The sequence below is a fragment of the Pseudobdellovibrionaceae bacterium genome, assembly GCA_019637875.1.
Classification (GTDB): Bacteria; Bdellovibrionota; Bdellovibrionia; order Bdellovibrionales; family Bdellovibrionaceae; genus JAHBUW01.
In genome coordinates this window covers 118,983-139,794 of sequence record JAHBUW010000008.1, presented here as the reverse complement: position 1 = coordinate 139,794, position 20,812 = coordinate 118,983, and the positions used below count along the sequence as shown (strand labels likewise).

Here is a 20,812-nt window from a genome sequence, read left to right as displayed (position 1 = left end):
CATGCTGCTGCTTTCTGTTGCGAGCGCGCTCGTTTTTTCAACTTCGGCTTTCGCGCAAAGCACTCTGCCCGCACCGAGCGGTCCTACGACCGCGACCAATACACCGAGCGGGGCGACGGCCGCGCCCGTCGAAAGCGAAGACCTCACCACCAACGACCAACCCAAATCCAACTTCAGTTTCCAAAACGAAGACATGGCGAAGGTGCTCGAGTCCTACTCGCGCATGGCGGGCGTGAAGATCGTCATCGACCCCAGCCTCCGCGGCCGCATCACGATCTTGAACCCCCACCCCGTCACGCTCCAACAGGCCTTCGACGATCTGAGTCTGGCGCTGTCGCTCGAGAGCTACGGCTTCTCGCGCGTGGGCGACACCCTCGTCGTGCGGAGCGCGCGCAACCTCCAGCGCGGACTCATCGAAGTACGCACGCAGCTTCCACCGCTGAAACCTGAACGTATGGTCACTTACGTTTTGAAACTGAAGAACATCCCCGCCATGGGCGTAAACCGCGACATCCGCATTCTGCTCTCGAAAGACGGCGAACTTGTGCCCGACGCGAACTCCAATAGCCTGATCATTTCGGATTGGACTTCGAATTTACACCGCGTGCACAACCTGATGCTCGAACTCGACGTGCCCGCGAACGCCAAGATGAAAGCGAAAAATGCGGCGGCCACATCCTCCAGCGAGCCCCGGCCCGCGCTGCCCCCGAAAAGTAAAACCGGGAACTGAATGACCGCGCCGCTGCTCGCCCTCTTCGCTGCCCTTTTCACGTTGATCGCTCCCACTCCGGCCCATGCGGCCAAGCTCACGAGCGAGGGCGAGATCCGTCTGGGGCAAAAGCAGTTCCTGAGCGATCCCGACCCCGCGCCCCCGCAACTGCAAAAATCCGCGGGCTTCGTTTGGGCGACGCCGTCGCTTCAGTACGCGGGCGAAAATACGCGGCTCAAATTCAAAATGATCGCGGGCATCGACGGCGGCGAAATCGAAACGAAGGATCGCACGCAGCTGATCCCGCAGGAGCTCTTCGTCGAGCACCGCCGCACCCACTTCAACTTTTCCGCGGGGCTGAACACCTTCAACTGGGGCGTGACCGACGTCGTGAATCCGCTGGACGTCATCAATCCGCGCTGGATGAGAAATCCGCTGAGCCCCGTGAAGATCGGCAGCGCCGCGCTGACCGCCACCTGGACGCACGCGGAAGGCGGTCTGGATCTGGTCTACGTCCCGCGCCAGTTCCGTCACGAGCTGCCCACCCGCACGAGCCGCTACCTGCCGCGCGACGCGAGCTTCGGCGACTACGTCGCCGAGTTTCAGGGGAATCCCGTTCCCATTCAGATGCCGAACCAGCCGCTGCGCTTCAGCTTCAAAGAGGCGAGTGATCCTTCCCACGCGCTCGATCACAACTTCGCGGCCAGATACCATCACAACTTCGGAAGCGTCGATCTGCACGCCGTCGGCTTCGAGGGCATCCCGAGCTTTCCGGATTTTTCGGATCCGTCCGTCACGCTCACGCCCGTGAGTTTTTCGCCACTCGTCTTGGAGCTGCAACCCGACGTCGAACTCGAGCCCAAATACCAGCGCGTGCGCATCGCGGGCTTGGGACTTTCGGCGCAGCTCTTCGGCGCGCTCGTGAAATTCGCCCACGCCGAAACCTGGCGCGCGACGCAAGACTTCGAGATCTCGCTTCCGCGCACGACGGTCCTGGGCCTGGAAAAATCCTTCAGCCCCTGGGGACTTGAGATGACGCTTCTGTATCAAGCCGCGCGCATCACCGACTCTTCAAAGCTTGCGAACTCCGTGTACTCCACCCGCGAGATCTTTGATCAGAGTCATCTTCTCGGTCTGCGCGTGAGTCAGGGCTTTGACTGGAACGCGCTGATTGCCGCGATTTATGCGCCCCCGTCGGGTGCGCAGATCCTGCAGGTCGAAGGGCAGTACCGTTTGAATGACACCTATCAGCTGCGCGCCTCGACGCAGCTGATCCGCGGCAATCCCGGAACCCTCGCCCATGCCCTGGAAAAGGCCTCGGACGCACAGATCGGCCTTTTGGTTTTCTGGTAAAGATGCCCGGTTTTCAGGCTTGCCAGGACCGCAGCGACCTCGTATTCAAAGCGGGAATCTTCAACACTCTGGAGCCGTCATGAAATCACTCGTCGTCGCCGCCGCCCTCACTTTGATCCCGCTCTTCGCTTCGGCACTTCCCGAATGCACCAGCGCCAACGAAGGCCAGACCCTTCTTCTGGAAGACGGCCAAGGTCCCGCGCAAGTTTACGTCTGCACCGAAGGCGCATGGGTTCCCGCTTCCACACTGCCGAAGGCGAACTGAATTTGATTCGCCCGGCCCGTCCTCAGGACGTTTCGCAAATCCTGAGCTTCATCCGCGAGCTCGCGGTGTACGAAAAACTCGAACACGAAGTCGTCGCGACGGAGGAGTCGCTCCGCGCGACGCTTTTTAGCGACAAGCCCGCGGCGGAAGTCGTCTTCATCGAAGACAACGGAATCCCCGTCGGTTTCGCGCTCTACTTCACGAGCTACTCGACCTTTCTGGGAAAACCCGGGCTTTATCTGGAAGACCTCTACGTGAAGCCCGAGGCGCGGGGACGCGGCTACGGCAAAAAACTTCTCGCTTACTTGGCGAAAGAAGTGGTCCGCCGCAACTACGGCCGTTTGGAGTGGTCGGTGCTCGACTGGAATCTACCGTCCATCGAATTTTATGAGAGCCTGGGCGCAGAGCCCCTGGCGGACTGGATTCGCTACCGTTTGACGGAAGCGCCGCTGAAACGTCTGGCCGAATCGGTCTGACTTGTTACTGGCCGGTCGTACGGTCGTTCCAACTATAACAATACTGTTTGGGAAAATCGCGCTTGGAGCCGTGCACGGTTCCCGTTCCGTCGATGACGGCGGTCTTGCGCGCGCGGACGTCGTTTCGCCACTGCGAAAGCACGCGGCGCAGACGGATTTCCAAAAGGCGTTTCAGAATTGTCGCTTCGTCTTTGAGCCCCTCACGCGCGATCGCACCCTGAAGCTCGGTGAACTCGGCTTCATTGAGGCCTCCGTTCTGCACGCAGATATCGAACATAAAAAGATACGAGCGCAGGCTCGTGAAACCCAAGCGCGCGGCGTAACCGAGCGCGCGCCGGTGCAGCACTTCGGCCGCGAGGATCTGCTCACTGACGTAAGCCGGATGACCCAGAAGATTTTTAAGTTCCGCACTCCATTCGGGTTTGAAGCTTCCGTTCGACTGATAAAGATTCGCCTTCGCCCATGTGACCGAAGCGTCTTCCGCCACTCCCAGGGTTTGAAACTCACCCATGGTCCGAAACCCCTCGGGCATATCCAGATGCGACGAGGTCGGCGCCTCTTCCACCATCTGACGTAAACTCGCGGAGGTCAGCGTCGGGACGCGGTAGGATTTCGCCGCCACCCATTTATCGACCATCGAAAGAAACGAAGCCCGGCGCGTGCTCGAAAGCGCGTTGTAGGCCGCGGGCGCCCGCGACTTCAAATTCGCAAGCAGCGGTTGCAGCGAAGCGGTGCCGAGAGTTTGATTCAAAAGTCCCGCGCTGAGCCCCATGCCGTCGAAGTTGTTGGTCAGATTGCGCCAACCGTTGGGGCCTTCAAAACTTCCCGACAGACTGAGCGCAATCGCCAGGCTCCGACGCTCGTAGGGCGTAAGGGCCGCATTCCACTTCACACCTTCGAAACTTAAACTCGAACAGTAAGGTTTCACGGGAGTCGTGCCCCCGCCCCCCGGATCGGGAATGACGGGATCGGGAGTCACGACCTCTCCCCCGCCACCGCCACCGAGCGCGGCTTCGTCGCCCGAACCCGCGGCCAGCTCGATGCGCGCGCCGTCGCCGCAGGCGGAAAGCACCAGCAAAAAGATCGCGACCAGCAAACGAGAGAACCGGAAAAGCGCCATGGTTAAGGATTCGGAGGGAATTCGCCCGCTCTTGAGTTCGGCCAACGCTGTCGAAATTGTGGCGCAAAGGGCCGCGCCCCGGAGCTTTCACTCGAATCTGTCAAATTCACGCGCAGCCCCGGATCTCAGATCCAAGGCGTTCGAATACAAAAAGGCCGCACCGCTTCCGTCTCAACCCGACTCTCCACGCCGAACCGAAATACGCGGAAGACTTCTCAATTTCTTCCCGACCTTCAGGCCTTATGTTAAATTCCCCGCCGAAGGAGACCTTATGAAAGTCGTCATCACTGGAACTTCCCGCGGTATCGGTTTGGAACTCACCCGTCAGGCGCTCGAGGCTGGCCATCAAGTGCTCGCGGTCGCTCGCGATCCGCAAAATGCGACCGAGCTGCAGAAGCTCGCGCCGAAATTCCCCGACGCCCTCAAGATCTTGGCGGCGGACGTGAACGATCCGGCGGGACGTGCGCGCATCGTGGATACGGCGGGCTCATGGGGTGCGGTGGACACGCTGATCAACAACGCGGGCGTCTACAAAAAAGGCGTCACCGAAGCGGACTTCACGGAAAGCTTTCGCACCAATACGATCTCGCCCTATTTGCTGACCCTGGAGCTTCTGCCGCTTCTCAAAAAAGGTCAGAGCCCGAAGGTGATTTCGGTGTCGAGCCTCATGGGTTCCGTCGGGAACAACAGCTCGGGCGGATCGGCCGCTTACCGCGCCTCGAAGGCCGCGCTCAATGCGATTCACAAAAGTCTCTCCATCGATGAGCCCTGGCTGACCAGTTTCGTGATGCATCCGGGTTGGGTGCAAACGGACATGGGCGGCACCGGCGCCACCTTGAGCATTCCGGATTCCGCGAGCGGGATTTGGAAAGTGATCCACAACGCCAAGCCCGCGACCAGCGGTCATTTCCTGAACTATACGGGTGAAGAGCTGACGTGGTAAACGGATGAGGCCATGAAAGCGCCGATCAACGACGCTTCAGGCCCATCTTCAAAGTTTGATTTTCACGACGTAGATTTGCGGCCTCGACTTCGATGTCGGGGCCGAGTTGCAGCTGCGGAAGTTCGATTTCAAAAATCTCTTGAGCCAGGAAGTCTTTCACTTCCGATTCGATGGTCGAGATACCGACGCTCGAACTATAGAGCTGCCCTGCCGGCACATCGAACCGGTACTTCAGCGCGGTCCGGGGCGCGCCCTTCATCCCGATGCGCAGCTTCGAGTTCTTTACGCTCATCGCCAGCTCCAAAGACACCGGCGTATAGAAGGTCATATAAGAGGACCAACGCCCCGCCTCGGGGTAAAGCATGCGGCTCGCGATCTGCGTCGAAAGCGCATAACTCACGCCTGAACTCGCCGCCACCGGACGCAAGCTCAGCGCGCCGTAACTGGACGTCATGAAGTGAAAGTCCGTCGACTTCGGAAAGCGCATCAGATCCTGCCACACGAAGAACTGTAGAAACCGCGACGACATGAGTTTACGGAAGCCCGCGATCTCTTGACCGCGATCCTCGCGTTTGAGCTTTCCCCGCTCGTGCAGACAACGCCCCCAAAGCTCGACGACTTTTTCGTTCGCCCAGAGTTCAGCGGTGCGGACGCTCAGCTTTTGGCCGTGTGCGGGCAGATAGACGTCATCCTTCAAAGTCGCGCACAAAGTCTTTTCGTTCGGATTCGCGTCCACGCGCATTTCGATGCCGAACACCCAGGCCTCGCCCGCGTCCTGGAAGGTCTTTCCCTCCAGCGTGACGTGGCTGTACAACTCGGGCACCTCTTTTTCGACGCGCAAGGTTCCCGCGAACCACTCTTCCAGCCCCCGGTTCACGTCCTCGAAAACGTAAGCCGGCAAATCTTTCGATTCACTCCAGAGCTTCGCGAGCTGCTCGTTCAAAAAGGCGGTGAAGCCGGGCGCGGCTTCGCAAGAGGCGGTTTCAAGTTTCCAAACGCCCGCCACGTGCGCCCAGTCCACGTCTTCCAGCTGCAAGCTCAAGCGCGGCAGTTCGCGGACTTGACCCTTCAGTTGAAAGACAACGGGCTTTTCATTGCGGATGGTGACGCCCTGGCAAAAGGCTTTGATCGGAATCTTGGCCTTCACTCCCGACGCTTCGACTTGCAAGACGGTGTCGATCTTTAAGGACGCCGCGCGCGCGACCACCTTCGTCACTTCCACTTCGGTGGCGAACGCGCCCCCCAAACCGGGGTTCAAGGTCTTCACCTGGTATTCGAAATCCAGATCGATGTTTTTCAGCTCGACCGGGAACTCGCTCGAAAACGTCAAACTTTCGCGCGAAAACTTCAGCGCGCCCTTTTGTTTGAGGGCTTCATTGACCATCTCGGATTTGGGCAAAACCAACTGCAGATCGGTTTTCAAAACTCCGGCGGTCGCCGGAGTCGCCGAAAGCGTCGAACAAATGGTGAGCACCGCGAGCGCGAAAACGCGCAAAGATGACTTCTTCGTCATCACTTTGATCAGGCCCAATTTCATTCGAGAAATGACTTTGAAAAGCATTCGTCCTACCTCAAGAAGCCGAGAAGCCGCGCCGATGAAGGCTCACACGAGAAAAGGTATCGGACGTTGGTCCAGAAACCCAAAGGAAAATTTCGTCATGTCTCAGCCCGGTCGCGATCCGAAAATCTCCGAGAAAAACGTCAAGCGGTTGTCCGCTTTCGCGCTCGTCTCGCTGTTTCTGCTGACCGCACTGATGGCGTCGCCGATGCTCAAGACGAAAACCGTCTACGACCTTGAACAGTTTTTGCCAAAAGGCGATCCCACACTCGAAACCGCACAAAAGGTGCGCGAAAAATACCAACTCAGCGAGGATCCCGCGCTGGCGGTGATCGTCACCCGCCCCGCAGGCCGCACTTGGATCGACCTCGAAGCCGCGCGCAAACTTCGCGAGGTCGGCGCCGCGCTCAAAGACGTCGAGGGCGTCGCGACCGTCATGAGCTTCGCCAATCGCCCCGGCGCCGAAATCGGCGACGAGTCCATTCAGGCGGGCCTTTTGACCGACATCGTTCCCGCGAAAGACTGGGAGCGACGTTTTCAGAACGACTCGCTGATGACCCCGCTGCTGCTGTCGCCCGATCAGAAATCGGCGCTGGTCTACATCGAGCTCACCACCACCGACATCCCCAAGATGAAAGCGGTCTTCGCGCGCGCCCATGAAGAGGTCGAAGCGGCCTTCCCGGGCGCCGTCGTTCAGATCGGCGGCATCCCCGCGATCCAGGCGGGCTTCCAATCGCTGCTCGAAAACGAGCTTTTCCGTTTCGTGGGTTTCAGTTTCCTCGCGACCTTTCTTTTGATCTTCGCGCTCTTTCGCGGCATTGCGCCCGTTCTGGTTTCGCTCATCACGGTCGTCGTTTCCAACGTCGTGGTGCTGGGGTCGCTCACGCTGCTCGGCGTGGATTTGACTGTTCTGACGGTCACCGTCCCGATCATGGTGACCGTGACGGTGATGGCGCAGCTGGTGCACACCTTCTTCCGTTTGCACGAGCGAAGCCACGAAGACTGGCGGAAACACCTCGCCGTTCAACGCGAGCTGCTCTTCCCGAACTTCCTGGCGAACCTGACCACCGCGGTGGGCTTCGCGACGCTCGTGCCTTCCGACATCCCGATGATCTCGCAGTACGGAGTCGTCGTCGGCTCGACCATCATGATCAGCTGGATCATGGCGTCCTTGATCCTGCCGCCGCTGACCCTTCTTTCCCCCGAGCCCGTACCGCGCGCCTGGACCCAGTTCCGCGCGCGCCTGACCTTGATCGTCATGCGCCACCACAAACCGCTAGTCCTGGGCATCGGCGCGCTCACCGTGATCGCGTCGCTCGGCGCGCTGGGCCTGAACTGGCACACCCGCGTCTTCGACGATCTGCCCGCCGGTCACGCAAGCCGCGTGACGACGGAAACGATCGACCAAAACTTCGGGGGCGTGATTCCGCTGAACGTGGAGTTGACCGCGAAGTCCGAAAGTTTCTGGAAGGATCCCAAGAATCTCGAGCGTTTGGACGACCGGGTTCAAAGTTTACGCGAGACCGCGGGCGTGGGCCAGGTGCTGAGCCTGGTGGATTTCCTGAAGGCCTTCGGCGAAAACCGTTTCCCGAAAACTTCGGCGGGCGTTTCGGAGCTCATGTTCCTGTACACGCTGTCCGGCCCCAGCCCGCTGAAACCCTTCCTTTCCCCCGACGGGAAAAGCCTGCGTTTACAAGTGAAGGTCCGCGACATCCCCGGCCCCGAAATGACGGCCCTCGTTCACCGCATCGACCGCGAACTGCAAGCGGACTTTCCGGAAGTGACGGTGTCGGCGACCGGCATGGCGAATCATCTGCACGCCACCAACAACCGCGTTTCGGGTCGACTGATCTTCGGATTCTGGGAGGCGATGCCCGCCATCTTTTTGATCTTGGTCCCCGTCTTCCGCTCGGTGCGCTGGGCGCTCGTGGCGTGTTTGCCAAACCTGATCTCGCCCGCGATTTTGCTCGGCATGATGGCTTTACTCCAAACGCCGATCAAACCCCCGCTCGCGTTGATCTTCTCGATTTCACTGGGACTCGCCTTCAACAATACGGTCTATGTCTTCGACCGCCTTCAGCTTTTGATCAAAAAGGGGCGCAAAGTCCGACTCCTTGAGCACGTCTTCCAGAAAGAGATCGTGAACTGCTTGCACTCGACCTTGGTGGTGGTTGCGGGATTCGCGGTCTTCTTGTTCGCGGAGTTTTCGGTGAACCAAAGCTTCGGCGCCTTCATGTTGGTGTCGATCCTCGCGGGCGTGATGGGAGACTTGGTCTTCCTGCCGGCGCTGCTCGCGTGGAAGCCGGGCCTACTCGGCCTGGAAAAGAAGCCCGTGGCCGAAGCCCCCACGGCACCCGTCCTTCCCGTTTTGAATCCGTCCCCTCAACCCGTCCGGAGACCCGATATGTCTGTCGATCTGAATCGCGCCGCATCCCTTCTTCTTTTCGCCCTGATCTTCGCGGCCAGCCCCCTCGCGCACGCGCAGGCGGACCTGAAAGTTCGCTTCCAGAAAGCGCTCAAACAGTTCGAATCCAAAGATGAATCGGCGAAAGTGAAACTCACGATCCTTGAAACCGACGGATCGAAACTCGTGCGCGAGATCGAGATCCAGCGCACCGGCGGCAAGAGCGAACAGCGCATGCTCGCCCGCATCACCGCCCCCTCGGATTTGAAAGGCACAAGCCTTCTTTCCATCGTCACCAAAGAGGACGAAAACCAGTGGGTCTACCTGCCCTCGTCCAAACAGGTGCGCAAAGTCGTCGCGGCCGAATCTTCGGAAGGCGGCGTCCTGGGGTCGGAGCTCCGTTACGAGGATTTCAATCCGTCGGTCATCCGCGAAACCGAAGTGAAACTTCTGGGCCAGCAGGAGCTGAACGGCAAAAAGCACGACGTGCTGGAAGCCACTCTACCCTCCGGCAAAAGCCCCTACGAGAAGGTCCAGGTGTGGATCCTTCCCGGCAAAGACTTGCCGATGCAGCTCGACTACTTCGTGAAGGGCGTGAAAGCGAAAACGATTCAGTTCAGCGGCTACAAAAAAGTGGGTCACGTCATTCGCCCCACAAAGATGGCGATCCGCAATCTCAGAAATAAGCGCGGCACCGACATCGAACTTGCGGACCTGAAAGTGAACAAGGGTCTGCCCGCGCAAAAACTGAGTGTGGATTCACTCGCCAAGGCGTGGTAGCGTCCTCACCTGCATGCGGCAGGTTCTTGATTTCGTTATCATCGGCGGGGGTTTGGCGGGTTGCCTGACGTTTCAGGCACTCAAGCGCCAAAATCCCCGTTTGAACATTCACCTCTTCGAAAAAAATGCCCGCCTCTGCGGCAATCACACCTGGTGTTTCCATGACTCCGACATTCCCGTCGGTGCGGACACTTGGCTGCGCCCTTTGATTTCGAAAACTTGGACCGAACAGGAAGTCCACTTCCCCGAGTACTCGCGCACGCTCGCGGCCCCTTACCACTGCCTGCGCGCCGAAGACCTAGACCGCTCCACCCAAGAGCTCGCGGGCGAAGCTCTGCACCTGAACGCGGAGCTCGAAAAGGTCACCGAAACTCCCGAAGGACTGCACGAGCTGCACTTCAAAGGGATCGCCGAGCCGATCCTGGCGCACTCGTATCTGCTGGCGCGCGGCTGGAAGCCCATCGAAGATCCGAAAACCGCGGGCTGGCAGAAGTTCGTGGGGCTCGAGGTGAAACTCAAAGCGCCCCACGGCCTTTCACGCGTCATCTTGAAGGACGTGCGCATCCCGCAGATCGACGGCTACCGCTTTTTCTACGTGCTGCCCTTCAGCCCGACCGAGCTTTTGATCGAGGACACTTATTACTCGAATCACGCGGGACTGAAAATCGAGCGCATCGAAAAAGAGGTCCTCGCCTACGCGCAGAAAAACGGCTGGGAGATCGCGGAGATCCAGCGCCGCGAATCCGGCGCGCTTCCGCTTTTTCTGACGATGCCCGAGATCCAGTCGAGCGGCTCGCCCGAGATCGGTGCCGAGTCCATGTTCGTTCATCCCGTCACGGGCTACTCCACGCCCATGACCTTGCGAATGATCCAAAGCCTGCTGGAGAAGTCGAACCTGACGTTACCGTCGCTGAAGAAGGTCTTTCGTAAAAACTGGGAGCGCGAAAAGTCCAAGATTCAGTATTTGATTCTGCTGAACCGGATGATGTTTCTGGCGGCAAAAAACGAAACGCGCTACAAAATCCTGGAACGGTTCTACACCTTCCCTGAACCCATGATTGACCGGTTCTACTCTGGGAATCTGACTTGGTACGATCGCGTACGGATCTTAACCGGAAAGCCGCCCGTCCCCATTGCGGATGCGGTGCGGGCTTTGCGCGGGCCTTGAATCCCGTACCCCGGAATTACTCCGGGTCTTGATCGCGCAGGACCTCGCGCTGAAGTTCAAGCATCATACTCAAAAGCTTACGTCCCAAGCCCTCCGGCACGTTCAACCACTGCACGCCGAAGACGTCGTACTGCTCGCCGGGGATGACGTGCATGATCTGCCCCAGAAGTTCGAAGGTCCACTTGCCGCGGATGTGCAGCGCGCAGCGGATCCGGACGCCGCTCTTCAGGTCTTTGACCTTCCCCTTCAGGGTTTGCAGACGCGCCCCGCCCTGCGAGACATCCAAAACGATCGCCGAAATGAAAACGGACTTCCCGTCCTGATTGATGATGTTGCAGCCCCGCTCCAGCGATGCGGGAAGCTCCACGCGATAGTGCAGACGACGCTCCAAGCGGTAGAGGATTCCCGTGGGTCGTAAATAACCGGTTTCTCCCTGCGGAGTGAACTCGCAGGTCGTATAGTAACGTTCGTTTTCCACGTTGAAGTTGATCACGACATTTTCGGCTTTGACGTCGGTTTCTTCAAACAACACGACTTGGCCGTGAAGCCCCGCCTCGGGAAGGTACCGCTCGGGCTTGAAAGCGAAAAGGCTTCCTTCCCCTTTGCAGTAAAAATCCTGCCCCCCGCGCGCGAGCACTTCGAAAATACGACGGGCCTCGGTCGCGGATTTGATCTTCTCAAATGGCGACTTGTCTTTCGAGATGACGACTTTGGAGTCTTGGCTCATGGACTTCCCGCCGCCATCGCTTCGGAAAAGTCGGCCTCGCCGCTTTCGATCAGCTGACCGTTGGCGAAGATCTTGAACTTGATGGGCGAGGTGGCGTCCACCATCGCGCTCACGCCGCAGTATTTCGTGAGCGACATCTTGACCGCTTTCACGATCACGTCGTTTTTCAGCTCGGCTCCGCCCGTGACTTTGAAGTGGACGTCGATGTGATCGAAGATCTGCGGATGCGTCTTGATGGTTTCGGCTTGGGCCTCAACCTCGCAGGCGGTGAAGCCCGCGCGCATCTTCGTCATCAGGCTCACGACGTCCATTCCCGTGCAGCCGATCACCGAGGCGAGCAGGAGTTCTTTCGGCGTCGGCCCCAGATCCTTCCCGCCATGCTCCAATTTCGCGTCTTGGATGAAGCGATGGGTGCGAATTTGGGTCTCGAAACTCATTCCGTTTTGCCAAACGATGCGTGCGTCCATCCCTTCAGCATGACAACAGCAAAAAGCGTTGGCAAACCCCACTTCAACACGCCCCGTTAAGATGACTTTTCCCACGGAAGCGACTATAAAAAAGCGATGAACCTGAACGAACTCCCCCTTGGGGTCGTATTTGCCATCGCCTTGGTTTTAGGACTCGGTCTGGGCTGGATGACTTACCGCCTGTACCGGGCCTCGCTTCGTCGCGCGGCCGAGGCCGAAGCCGACGAAATCGTCGCCGAAGTCCGCGATCAGGCCGAACTTCAAGATCTCGAGCACAAAGAGCGCTTCACGGAAATCGAAACGGAAGCCTGGGCCAAAGTGGAAAAAGAGATGGCTGCGCTCGAAGAGAGCGTGGACGAACTCGAAGGCCTGGTCGAAGAGAAGAAGCAGAAATCCGAGCAGCATATCCACCGCCTGAAGTCCTCGCTGGGTCAGGTCGAACGCGACGTGAAGCAGCTCGAGGACAAGGCGCAGAACAAACAGCGCGCCCTGGACTCCAAGCGCCACCGCAATAAACAAAATCTCGAAAACCTCACCCAAGCGCTCGCCACCCGTCTGGGCGCGGAACGCGAAGCCTTGATCGCGAAGATCGGCGAAGAGCTCATCCAAGAGGCCGAACGCCGCGGGCAAAAGACCGTGGAGTTGCGTGAAGCCGACGCCACCGAACATGCCGAAGCCCACGCAAAGGGATTTTTGGAGCGCGCCCTGAACCGCTTCCATCGCCCCTACTCCGCCGAGCGCGGGATCTCGCCGGTTTACTTCACGACGCCCGAACACCGCCGCGTCCTGTGCGACCCCGAGGGCAAAAACGTGAAGCTGATTTCGGAGCTCACGGGCTGTGACGTGATCGTCCAGGACGACATGGAGCTCGTCGGCGTCGCGGGCTTCGACCCCGTTCGCCGCGAACTCACCCGCCGCGTGCTTGAGCGGATCCTGAAAGAGAAAAAGCTCGTCACGCCCGAGTTCATCACCCGCACGGTCGAGAACATCAAACGCGAGCTTTTGTCTTTGATCAAAAAAGACGGCGACCTCATCGCGAAGGAACTCAAACTTGAGGGACTTCATCCCGAGATCCGCCAGATGATGGGCTCCCTCCGTTACCGTTACTCCTTCACCCAGAACCAGTACTTCCACTGCGGCGAAGTGGGTTGGCTGTGCGGACTGCTCGCGCAAGAGATGCGGAGCGCGCAGGTGAAGAAGGCCCGTCGCGCGGGCCTGCTGCATGACTTGGGTAAATCGATGGACCACGACATGGACGGCGGTCACGCCGTCATCGGCGCGAACTTCATCGAAGCCCGCGGCGAAGCGCCGGACGTCGTCCATGCCGTGCGCGCCCACCACTATGACGAGACTCCCTCCACGGATTTGGCTTTCCTGGTGATCGCGGCCGATGCCATGTCGGGCGCGCGCCCCGGAGCCCGCCGCTCCACGCTCGAAGCCTATTCGCAAAAGGTGAACGAACTCGACGCCATCGCGCGCAGCTTCCCCGGCGTCACCGAGTGCATCGTCCTGAACGGCGGCCGCGAGTGCCGCGTGATGGTGAACTCGCGCCAAGTGGATGACTTCACCGCTTTGAAACTCAGCCGCAAGATCGCCGACCGCATCCAAGAAGAGTGCAACTACCCCGGCCAGATCAAAGTGGTCGTCGTCCGCGAAACCGTGGTCGCCGAAAGCACCCGCTCGTAAGGTAGCCGGGGGCGCCTAGCCGCTCACTTCTTGAAACGCGGCGCTTCAAGTTCCCACAGGAAAGGACCTGCGATCCTCCGTGAGGTCGCAGGGTCCTGAACCCTAAGCCGTAAACATCTCACCGAAAGAGGTCGTCCATGAAGAAAATCGTGATCGTGTTTGGTGTCGCCGCAACCCTGATGCTGGCGCTTTTGATTTTCGGCGTGGGCTATCTGCTTTTCGCCTTGGTGCCCAAGGGCGGCGAAATCCTGAACTCGGCCCGCGACGGTGTCTTCATCCTCGAAGAAAACGGCCGCAAGATCGAACGCCGCCTGAGCCGCGAGTGCGTGGCCGGCATCGAGAAGATGACGACTTTGGCCAATATGTGGAACGTTTTTCAGGCCGAAGACTGGAAATCGCTGATGCCGGAATCTTGCTTGCGCGATTTCGACCAGAAGGGTATTCCCGCCGATCCCGCGCCCGAGACCGATCTCGAGTGGGAATCCCAGAACTCCGAAACCATTTAGGTTAGGTCTATGAAAAACATTTCGTCGATGATTCAAGGCAAGTCCCATGTGTTGTGGGACTTCAACGGCACCCTATTGGACGACGCGCACCTCTGCGTGAAGTCCGTCAACGTGCTGCTGACCGAGGCGCAGCTTCCCGTCATCACACTCGCCGACTACCACCAGAAGTTCACCTTCCCCGTCCGCGACTACTACAAGGATCTCGGTTTCGATATGGAGACGGCCGACTTCGCGGCGCTCTCGGAGCAGTTTCACGATCTGTATCACTCTTGGCTCGATGAGGCCGAGATCTTCCCCGGCACCTTCGAGGTTCTGCAGGAACTTGCACACCTGAACCACCACGTGCTGAGCGCAGCGAATATTCACGACCTGCACCGCATGATCGACAAATTCGGCCTGAAGCCCCACTTCAAATCCGTCTACGGTTTGGGCGATCGCCTGGCACACTCGAAAGTCGAACTCGGCCGCGAACTGCTGCGCACGCAAGAGCTCGATCCCCGCGAGTGCGTGATGTTCGGCGACACCCTCCACGACCTCGAGGTCGGCGAAGCCCTGGGCCTCGACGTCATCCTGGTCACCGGTGGCCACCAACACGTCGACCGCCTGAAGACCCGCGCTCCCCGCATCTGGACCCGCGGAGGGTGAAGGTAGCCGCTCACTTCTTGAAACGCGGCGCATTTTACCCTCCAAAAGGTAGCAGGTACTTTCCGGAAAGTAGCGCCTACCTTTCAGAAAGTAGAAGCTACCTTCAAACGTGAAAAAGCCCGGGGATCTCCCGGGCTTTTTCACGTTTAACGCACTAGCGAGACTCGCCGTCCGCCACCAAAGGGAAGAAGGTACCTAATGGTTGGCGTGGTAGGCCTCTTGCGTGAAGTCGTCGACCTGGATGGTGTCCCAGCGCGCGTCGACGGCTTTTTTCAGGATCGCGTATTCGTCGGACGTGATCACGTTTTTCTCTTTCGCGGCTTCCATCAGGGCTGCGCCCTTGATGCGCGGGAGTTGACCGCCCTTACGAGCTTTGTAGACCTTCGATTCGATGGCTTCGGCTTGCAGAACCAAGCGCATCGCGTTTTCGAGGCGGGCCGCCTGCTCGTTTTCACCCTTCGGCAGATAGATGCCGTCGACCAGACGATTGCGGGCCGCCGAGTCGCTCAAAAGCGAATTACAGATCACGTGTTGCAAGTGATCCGAAGCCTGCGAGCCGATCGAGTTGATGCGCGACCACGAACCCAGCACCGTTTTGAACATGAAGTGCAGGAAGCCGAAGGTCAGCTTCGCGCCGAAACCTTTTTGCTTGATGCCGTACATATTGTCGAAAAGCGCGTCGAATGCCGACTGCATTTCGGTCAGGCAATGCTTCAAGAAATACTTCGCGTAAGCGAGGTCGTCCTCGCGACGGCCTTCCGCCTCGAAACGACGGATGGTCGCGGTCATCATGTACATATAAGCCAGGATATCCGCGAAACGACCGGTGATCTTCCCGCGGAACTTCAGCGAACCGCCCAAAGTCCCCATGGCCAAATCCGCCAAGATCGCGAACGAAGCCGACGCCCATTGCAGACGACGCGCGTAGAGTTTCAGCTCCGGATGCACCGGCGCCGACGCCAGATAACCGCGAGTCAGCGACAAGAGGACCGAGCGCGAAGCGTTGTTCACGATGTGGCCGACGTGTCCCCAGAAGACCTGATCGAAAGTGTTCAGATCTTTTTCGGCGATCGCCTTCACCTCTTTGTAAGCGTAAGGATGCGAACGGAGCGCGCCCTGACCGAAGATGATCAGCGTGCGGGTCATGATGTTCGCGCCCTCAACCGTGATCCCGATGGGCGTCGCGGTGTAGATCTCGGCCAGCAGGTTCCGTTGACCCAGCGAAATCGCCGCGCCACCCAGGATGTCCATACCGTCGTTGATCAAAGTCCGACCCATTTCGGTCGCGTAGTATTTGCCGATGGCGGTGATGACCGCGGGCTTCACGCCCTTGTCCAAAGCACCCAATGTAAAGCGGCGCATCGCCTCGATCCCGTAAGTGTAACCACCCAGACGCGCGAGGGGCTCTTCGATCCCTTCGAATTTTCCGATGGAAACGCCGAACTGATTCCGCACCACGCAATGGGCGGACGCCGTCCGCGCCGTGAGCTTTGCCCCACCCGTCGCTTGCGCGGGCAAAGAGATCCCGCGACCCGCGGCCAAACACTCCATGAGCATCTGCCAGCCGTGACCCGCGTTCTTCAGACCGCCGACGATGCACTGCTCGGCATCGACGACGACATCGTGACCTTGCGTAGGACAGTTGTAGAACGGAACGCCCAAGGGATCGTGACGTTTTCCGAGGACGACGCCTTTGGTGTTGCCGGGGATGAGGGCCACGGTGATACCGAGGTCTTCGCCCTTACCGAGCAAGTTCTTGGGATCTTTCAAACGGAACGCCAGACCGATGACGGTCGAGATCGCCGCCAGCGTGATCCAACGTTTGTTCCAGTTGAGCTTCATGTAGATCTTGCCGTCGTCACCCTTGAAGAGTTCACCGGAAGATGTGATCGAGCCCGCGTCCGAACCCGCGTTGGGTTCGGTCAAACCGAAGCAGGGCATCTCTTCGCCGATGGCGAGTTTCGGGAGGTACCGATTTTTCTGCTCATCAGTTCCGTAGTGCGCGAGCAGTTCGGCCGGGCCGAGAGAGTTCGGAACCATGACCGTGATACAAGCCGAGATCGAGCGGCTGGCGAGCTTCATGACGACTTCCGAGTGCGCGAGCGCCGAGAACTCCAGGCCGCCGTACTTCTTGGGGATGATCATGCCCAAGAATTTTTCTTTCTTCATGTAGTCCCAGACGGCTTGATCCATCTCGCGGGTCTTCCAGAGTTTCCACGCGTCGATCATCGAGCAGAGCTTCTCGACTTGGTTGTCCATGAAGGCTTGCTCTTCGGCGGTGAGCTTGGGGTAGTTCTCTTCCATCAGCTTGCCGACGTCGGGGCTTCCCGAGAAAAGATCTTTTTCGATCCAGCTGACGCCGGCCTCGAGCGCGACCATTTCGGTTTCGGAAATTTTCGGCATCGCGGGGCCGAGGATCTTCATCACGACGCTCGAGAAGAGCACGCGACGGATGGGCGCGATCTGGAACAGCAGGTAAACGACCAAAAGCGCAATCAACGCCCAAGCCGGGGCTCCCCAACCGACGAGCAAAGCCGCGCCGATCAGAAACCAAACGATGAGGGGAGAAGCAAAGTATCCGGTAAAGAGCAGAACGAGAATCGTTCCGAAGATAGCGAGTACGCAGTACTCGTGAAAGATGCCGTATGCGGGACCTAAAAATTCGCCAAGGTTTTCCACTGAGAGACTCCTTATGATGGGGCAGCGAGCTGCTTCTGGATGAGGGGCTCTGGCGCTTCCGCAACCGTCACCCCTGATTCAGAGAAGGTCGATCGACCTTCCCCTTCATTAGAAACCTCAGGAATACCCGAGGCAAGGACTACTGAGTGGGCTGACCTTCAGCGGGAGTCGCTGTTGTGTCTGCGGGAGCACCTTCAGTTGTTGCGGGAGCTTCTTCCACTGCGGGAGTTGCTTCCACAGCCGGAGTCGCCTCGGGAGCGGGAGTGTTTTTCGAGCAAGTGAAGCCCGTAGTGAAGCTCAGAGCGAGCAATGCAGCTGCAACGATCTTTGTCATGGAATTGTCCTTTCGTGACATTTCATTCCTATCAGCCCCTTAGCGGCTCACAGGTTGGTTTTAAACTCAAATGACTCGACCTACGTCGTGTCAACTCAATGAGCCCGGGACAATACAGAAACAGGGGGAGGCGAGCAAAGAAAATCTAGTGCTGACAATGCGGGCACCAGTAGCTGGAGCGGCCACCGATGACGGCCTGACGAATGGGAGTGTGGCAATTCGGACACGGACTCAAATCGCGTCCGTACACAAGATGCTGATTCTGAAATCCGCCTTCGCCCTGAGACAAACTTCGATAGTCGCGAATCGTCGATCCCCCGGCGCGAATCGCCGCCTCGAGAATGATGCGAATCTCCGTCAGAAGTTTGGAAGCTTCGCGGGACGTGACTTTCCCGGCACGACGACGGGGCGAAATGCCCGCGCGAAAGAGCGCTTCGGAGGCATAGATATTCCCGACGCCCACCACCACTTTCTGATTCATGATGTGGGTTTTGATCATCGATTTCCCGCCCCGCAGGCGCGCCCAGAACAGCTCCGCCGTCAGAAGTGGATCGAGCGGCTCGGGCCCCAGATGCTTGAAACGTTTATGACGCTCAATATCAAGTCCGGCGTGAAAATCCAGAATCCCGAAGCGCCGGGGATCGCGAAACGCGAATTGCAGATCCTTGCCCAGATCCAGCACGAGGTGATCGTGCGCTTTTTTGTCCGGACGCTCGCCGCGCGCGAGTTTTCGCCACGAGCCCGTCATCCCCAAATGCGAGATCAGGCTCCCCGTCTCAAAATCAAAGAGCAGATACTTTGCGCGGCGACGCACGCCGACCAGCTTTTGCCCGCGCAGGGTTTCAATTTTCTTCTTCGGAATGGGATCGCGCAAATCGGGTCGCAAAAGTTGAAGACCGCGAAACACCGCTTTTTCGAGAAGCGCCTCGCTCAGTTCACGACGAAGGGTTTCGACCTCGGGAAGTTCCGGCATGCTTAGTCAAGCCCCGCTTTTCCGTCCGCCCAGTAGGGACGGGTTTTGAGTTTACCGCCAGGAACGCCGGCCTCTTTCAGAAGCGTGCGCAGACGCTGGATCGAACTCGCCCGCCCCGTCAGGAAAAGGGTCGAGAACTCGCCGCTCTTTTCGATGAGTCCCCGCGCGAGCGCGGCAAGATGGGCGCCGTCGGCGACGCGCTCGTGAGTCTGCGCGGCTTCGATCCCCAGTCGCGCGAGAACGTCCCGCCCCTCGACCAAGGAATTCAACTCTAGAAAAATGTGAGCGCGCGGACCGATGACCCCGCGCAAGACGCGCGCGATCCCGAAGGAGGTTTCATCGCCGAACAAGGCGACATTCCCCTCGAGCCGAGAAAAGTCGAGCGAGTCCCGCGGCCCGAAGACTTCGCAAGCCTCACCCACGCGAAGCGCGTCCAGCCAGTCCGTCGCGGGATGCCCCGGACGTCGGTAGCCGATGATCGTGAGGCGCCCTTCTTTCCCACCGAAACGCAGAGGGGTGAACGTCCGAAACTTCAACCCACCGACGTCGATTTGGATTTTTCCGCCAGGAGTCCATTTGGCTTTTTCGATCGGGCTTCCGGAAAGCTCGACCTGCACGAAATTCTCCGAAAGCTTTTCGATGCTCGCGACTTGACTTGGGGTCATGAAAAGACCCAGGAAGGATTTCAAGCCCCTTTTCAGAAACGAAGTTTGATTCCCTTGCATTCATCCCCCACACTTTCCGCGCTCGTTTTACCGAAAAGCGCACACCCCCGCAACCGACACTAAAGCAAGTGTTGCCCCGGACCTTTACGCGCCAGGCGATCTCCGGGATTCTGTAACGGACATTCCTTCATCGACAAACAGCCGCAACCGATACAACCCGTCAGCTGATCGCGCAGCCGGGTCATCGTTTCGATCCGTGCGTCCAGGTCTTCGCGCCACGAACGGCCCAGGCGAGCCCACTCCTCTTTCGTGGGCGGGCGATCTTTCGGGACCACGCCCAACGCGTTTTTGATTTCTTTCAACGTGAAGCCGAGTCCCTGCGCGACGCGGATAAGTGAAACCAGGCGCAGGACCGCGCGCGGATAGCGGCGCTGATTCCCGTTGTTACGGCGGCCCGCGATCAATCCTTTGGCTTCGTAGAAATGCAGCGCCGAGACCGCGATCCCCGCCCGCGCCGCGACCTCGCCGACCGAAAGCTCATCCGTGGAAAGTTTGGCAGGCGTCTTCTTCATACCCAGGTCTTAAACCGGGGCAAGCCTCGGGTCAAAATGAATTCCCCCTTGACCTCAAGTTAACTTGAGGTCGTAGCGTGAATAAGAACACGAAGTGCTCCAACATCAAACACCAAGTGTTCCCAACCTCTAGAAAGTGAAACCCAAATGACTTACGAACTGCCCCCGCTCCCTTACGCTCTCGATGCGCTCGCACCCCATATGTCGAAAGAAACGCTCGAGTATCACCACGGAAAACACCACAAAACCTACGTCGACAACTTGAACAAACTCGTTCCCGGAAGCGCGCACGACGGTCAAGATCTCGAGACCCTCGTGAAGACCGCGAGCGGCCCCATTTTCAACAACGCCGCCCAGGTCTGGAACCACACGTTCTTCTGGAATTGTCTGTCCCCCCAAGGCGGCGGCGAGCCGAAGGGTGAACTCGCCCGCGCCCTCGCGCGCGACTTCGGCTCGGTCGCCGAATTCAAAGACAAATTCGCGGATATCTCGATCAAACAGTTCGGCTCGGGCTGGGGCTGGCTCGTGCAAAATCGCGAGGGCCGCCTGCAGCTGGTCTCGACGTCCAATGCGGGTTGCCCTTTGACGGAGGGGCTCACCCCGCTTCTGACCTGCGACGTTTGGGAGCACGCTTACTACATCGACCATCGGAACCGCCGTCCCGACTATCTCGCGGCGTTTTGGAAGATCGTGAACTGGGATTTCGCACAGAAGAACTTACGGTAATTCAGCGCGTACGCTCGACTTACGTCCGAGCGTACCCCTTGTCGTCATCCCGCGTG

General features: G+C 58.9%; 20 protein-coding genes. 11 read left to right on the top strand and 9 right to left on the bottom strand.

Translation table 11 applies throughout. From position 1 onward, the window contains the following. Position 1: 1 nt before the first annotated feature. From KF767_11605 to KF767_11590, 4 genes are all read left to right on the top strand, one after another. Positions 2-730 carry a hypothetical protein gene (locus tag KF767_11605; protein ID MBX3018529.1) on the top strand — a complete coding sequence of 243 codons (729 nt, stop codon included), beginning with the start codon at positions 2-4 and terminating at the stop codon, positions 728-730. Next, positions 731-2,062, top strand: coding sequence for a hypothetical protein (locus KF767_11600; GenBank protein MBX3018528.1), 1,332 nt, complete (start codon positions 731-733; stop codon positions 2,060-2,062). Between the two features lie 79 nt (positions 2,063-2,141). Next, positions 2,142-2,327, top strand: coding sequence for a hypothetical protein (locus KF767_11595; protein ID MBX3018527.1), 186 nt, complete (start codon positions 2,142-2,144; stop codon positions 2,325-2,327). After that, complete coding sequence (locus KF767_11590; GenBank protein MBX3018526.1) at positions 2,291-2,803, top strand: GNAT family N-acetyltransferase; 513 nt, start codon at positions 2,291-2,293, stop codon at positions 2,801-2,803. The genes KF767_11595 and KF767_11590 overlap by 37 nt, the downstream gene beginning before the upstream one ends. 4 nt (positions 2,804-2,807) lie before the next feature. Here KF767_11590 and KF767_11585 read toward each other — a convergent pair whose 3' ends face one another. After that, positions 2,808-3,923 (bottom strand): hypothetical protein, encoded by a 1,116-nt coding sequence (locus tag KF767_11585; protein ID MBX3018525.1) that lies wholly within the window; start codon positions 3,921-3,923, stop codon positions 2,808-2,810. Between the two features lie 271 nt (positions 3,924-4,194). Here KF767_11585 and KF767_11580 point away from each other — a divergent pair, with 271 nt between their 5' ends. Then, positions 4,195-4,866, top strand: coding sequence for an SDR family oxidoreductase (locus KF767_11580; GenBank protein ID MBX3018524.1), 672 nt, complete (start codon positions 4,195-4,197; stop codon positions 4,864-4,866). 25 nt (positions 4,867-4,891) lie between these two features. On the opposite strand, the gene KF767_11575 is transcribed toward KF767_11580, so the two are convergent. Next, entirely contained in the window at positions 4,892-6,403 is a 1,512-nt protein-coding gene (locus tag KF767_11575) for a hypothetical protein (protein MBX3018523.1), read from the bottom strand. A gap of 121 nt (positions 6,404-6,524) precedes the next feature. Between KF767_11575 and KF767_11570 the strand changes: the two genes are divergently transcribed. Beyond that, the gene (locus KF767_11570; GenBank protein MBX3018522.1) at positions 6,525-9,608 is read left to right on the top strand and encodes an outer membrane lipoprotein-sorting protein; all 3,084 of its coding nucleotides are present in this window, start codon (positions 6,525-6,527) and stop codon (positions 9,606-9,608) included. A gap of 13 nt (positions 9,609-9,621) precedes the next feature. Beyond that, complete coding sequence (gene crtY / locus KF767_11565; protein MBX3018521.1) at positions 9,622-10,776, top strand: lycopene beta-cyclase CrtY; 1,155 nt, start codon at positions 9,622-9,624, stop codon at positions 10,774-10,776. Between the two features lie 16 nt (positions 10,777-10,792). Here crtY and KF767_11560 read toward each other — a convergent pair whose 3' ends face one another. Beyond that, on the bottom strand, positions 10,793-11,503 hold the full coding sequence (locus KF767_11560) for a PilZ domain-containing protein (GenBank protein ID MBX3018520.1): 711 nt from the start codon (positions 11,501-11,503) through the stop codon (positions 10,793-10,795). Further along, entirely contained in the window at positions 11,500-11,970 is a 471-nt protein-coding gene (locus KF767_11555; GenBank protein ID MBX3018519.1) for an OsmC family protein, read from the bottom strand. The genes KF767_11560 and KF767_11555 overlap by 4 nt, the downstream gene beginning before the upstream one ends. A 96-nt stretch (positions 11,971-12,066) precedes the next feature. Here KF767_11555 and KF767_11550 point away from each other — a divergent pair, with 96 nt between their 5' ends. The 3 genes from KF767_11550 to KF767_11540 all read left to right on the top strand — a co-directional run bounded on the left by KF767_11550 (position 12,067) and on the right by KF767_11540 (position 14,807). Then, positions 12,067-13,656 (top strand): HDIG domain-containing protein, encoded by a 1,590-nt coding sequence (locus KF767_11550; protein ID MBX3018518.1) that lies wholly within the window; start codon positions 12,067-12,069, stop codon positions 13,654-13,656. A gap of 137 nt (positions 13,657-13,793) precedes the next feature. Next, the gene (locus KF767_11545; GenBank protein MBX3018517.1) at positions 13,794-14,162 is read left to right on the top strand and encodes a hypothetical protein; all 369 of its coding nucleotides are present in this window, start codon (positions 13,794-13,796) and stop codon (positions 14,160-14,162) included. 9 nt (positions 14,163-14,171) lie between these two features. Continuing rightward, the gene (locus tag KF767_11540; protein MBX3018516.1) at positions 14,172-14,807 is read left to right on the top strand and encodes an HAD family hydrolase; all 636 of its coding nucleotides are present in this window, start codon (positions 14,172-14,174) and stop codon (positions 14,805-14,807) included. Between the two features lie 195 nt (positions 14,808-15,002). Here the strand turns inward: KF767_11540 and KF767_11535 are convergent, their stop codons facing one another. The 5 genes from KF767_11535 to soxR all read right to left on the bottom strand — a co-directional run bounded on the left by KF767_11535 (position 15,003) and on the right by soxR (position 20,030). After that, positions 15,003-17,486, bottom strand: coding sequence for an acyl-CoA dehydrogenase (locus KF767_11535; protein MBX3018515.1), 2,484 nt, complete (start codon positions 17,484-17,486; stop codon positions 15,003-15,005). 139 nt (positions 17,487-17,625) lie between these two features. Beyond that, positions 17,626-17,820: an acylneuraminate cytidylyltransferase gene (locus KF767_11530; protein ID MBX3018514.1), complete on the bottom strand. Its 195-nt coding sequence runs from the start codon at positions 17,818-17,820 to the stop codon at positions 17,626-17,628. 145 nt (positions 17,821-17,965) lie between these two features. After that, positions 17,966-18,793 carry a bifunctional DNA-formamidopyrimidine glycosylase/DNA-(apurinic or apyrimidinic site) lyase gene (gene mutM, locus KF767_11525; GenBank protein MBX3018513.1) on the bottom strand — a complete coding sequence of 276 codons (828 nt, stop codon included), beginning with the start codon at positions 18,791-18,793 and terminating at the stop codon, positions 17,966-17,968. Positions 18,794-18,795: 2 nt separating this feature from the next. Continuing rightward, on the bottom strand, positions 18,796-19,458 hold the full coding sequence (locus tag KF767_11520; protein MBX3018512.1) for an SIP domain-containing protein: 663 nt from the start codon (positions 19,456-19,458) through the stop codon (positions 18,796-18,798). Positions 19,459-19,577: 119 nt separating this feature from the next. Continuing rightward, a complete protein-coding gene (gene soxR, locus KF767_11515) occupies positions 19,578-20,030 on the bottom strand; it encodes a redox-sensitive transcriptional activator SoxR (GenBank protein ID MBX3018511.1) in 453 nt (150 codons plus the stop codon). Between the two features lie 147 nt (positions 20,031-20,177). Between soxR and KF767_11510 the strand changes: the two genes are divergently transcribed. Further along, positions 20,178-20,756: a superoxide dismutase [Fe] gene (locus tag KF767_11510; protein ID MBX3018510.1), complete on the top strand. Its 579-nt coding sequence runs from the start codon at positions 20,178-20,180 to the stop codon at positions 20,754-20,756. Positions 20,757-20,812 lie beyond the last annotated feature (56 nt).

What these genes read in the sequence shown, in the direction of transcription:
- KF767_11550 (MBX3018518.1), top strand. Translation starts at nt 12,067, where the DNA reads ATGAACCTGAACGAACTCCCCCTTGGGGTCGTATTTGCCATCGCCTTG.
- KF767_11600 (MBX3018528.1), top strand. Translation starts at nt 731, where the DNA reads ATGACCGCGCCGCTGCTCGCCCTCTTCGCTGCCCTTTTCACGTTGATC.
- crtY (MBX3018521.1), top strand. Translation starts at nt 9,622, where the DNA reads ATGCGGCAGGTTCTTGATTTCGTTATCATCGGCGGGGGTTTGGCGGGT.
- KF767_11530 (MBX3018514.1), bottom strand. Translation starts at nt 17,820, where the DNA reads ATGACAAAGATCGTTGCAGCTGCATTGCTCGCTCTGAGCTTCACTACG.
- KF767_11595 (MBX3018527.1), top strand. Translation starts at nt 2,142, where the DNA reads ATGAAATCACTCGTCGTCGCCGCCGCCCTCACTTTGATCCCGCTCTTC.
- KF767_11575 (MBX3018523.1), bottom strand. Translation starts at nt 6,403, where the DNA reads ATGAAATTGGGCCTGATCAAAGTGATGACGAAGAAGTCATCTTTGCGC.
- KF767_11590 (MBX3018526.1), top strand. Translation starts at nt 2,291, where the DNA reads ATGGGTTCCCGCTTCCACACTGCCGAAGGCGAACTGAATTTGATTCGC.
- KF767_11570 (MBX3018522.1), top strand. Translation starts at nt 6,525, where the DNA reads ATGTCTCAGCCCGGTCGCGATCCGAAAATCTCCGAGAAAAACGTCAAG.
- KF767_11520 (MBX3018512.1), bottom strand. Translation starts at nt 19,458, where the DNA reads ATGACCCCAAGTCAAGTCGCGAGCATCGAAAAGCTTTCGGAGAATTTC.
- KF767_11585 (MBX3018525.1), bottom strand. Translation starts at nt 3,923, where the DNA reads ATGGCGCTTTTCCGGTTCTCTCGTTTGCTGGTCGCGATCTTTTTGCTG.
- KF767_11580 (MBX3018524.1), top strand. Translation starts at nt 4,195, where the DNA reads ATGAAAGTCGTCATCACTGGAACTTCCCGCGGTATCGGTTTGGAACTC.
- KF767_11605 (MBX3018529.1), top strand. Translation starts at nt 2, where the DNA reads ATGCTGCTGCTTTCTGTTGCGAGCGCGCTCGTTTTTTCAACTTCGGCT.
- KF767_11540 (MBX3018516.1), top strand. Translation starts at nt 14,172, where the DNA reads ATGAAAAACATTTCGTCGATGATTCAAGGCAAGTCCCATGTGTTGTGG.
- KF767_11555 (MBX3018519.1), bottom strand. Translation starts at nt 11,970, where the DNA reads ATGGACGCACGCATCGTTTGGCAAAACGGAATGAGTTTCGAGACCCAA.
- KF767_11510 (MBX3018510.1), top strand. Translation starts at nt 20,178, where the DNA reads ATGACTTACGAACTGCCCCCGCTCCCTTACGCTCTCGATGCGCTCGCA.
- mutM (MBX3018513.1), bottom strand. Translation starts at nt 18,793, where the DNA reads ATGCCGGAACTTCCCGAGGTCGAAACCCTTCGTCGTGAACTGAGCGAG.
- KF767_11560 (MBX3018520.1), bottom strand. Translation starts at nt 11,503, where the DNA reads ATGAGCCAAGACTCCAAAGTCGTCATCTCGAAAGACAAGTCGCCATTT.
- soxR (MBX3018511.1), bottom strand. Translation starts at nt 20,030, where the DNA reads ATGAAGAAGACGCCTGCCAAACTTTCCACGGATGAGCTTTCGGTCGGC.
- KF767_11545 (MBX3018517.1), top strand. Translation starts at nt 13,794, where the DNA reads ATGAAGAAAATCGTGATCGTGTTTGGTGTCGCCGCAACCCTGATGCTG.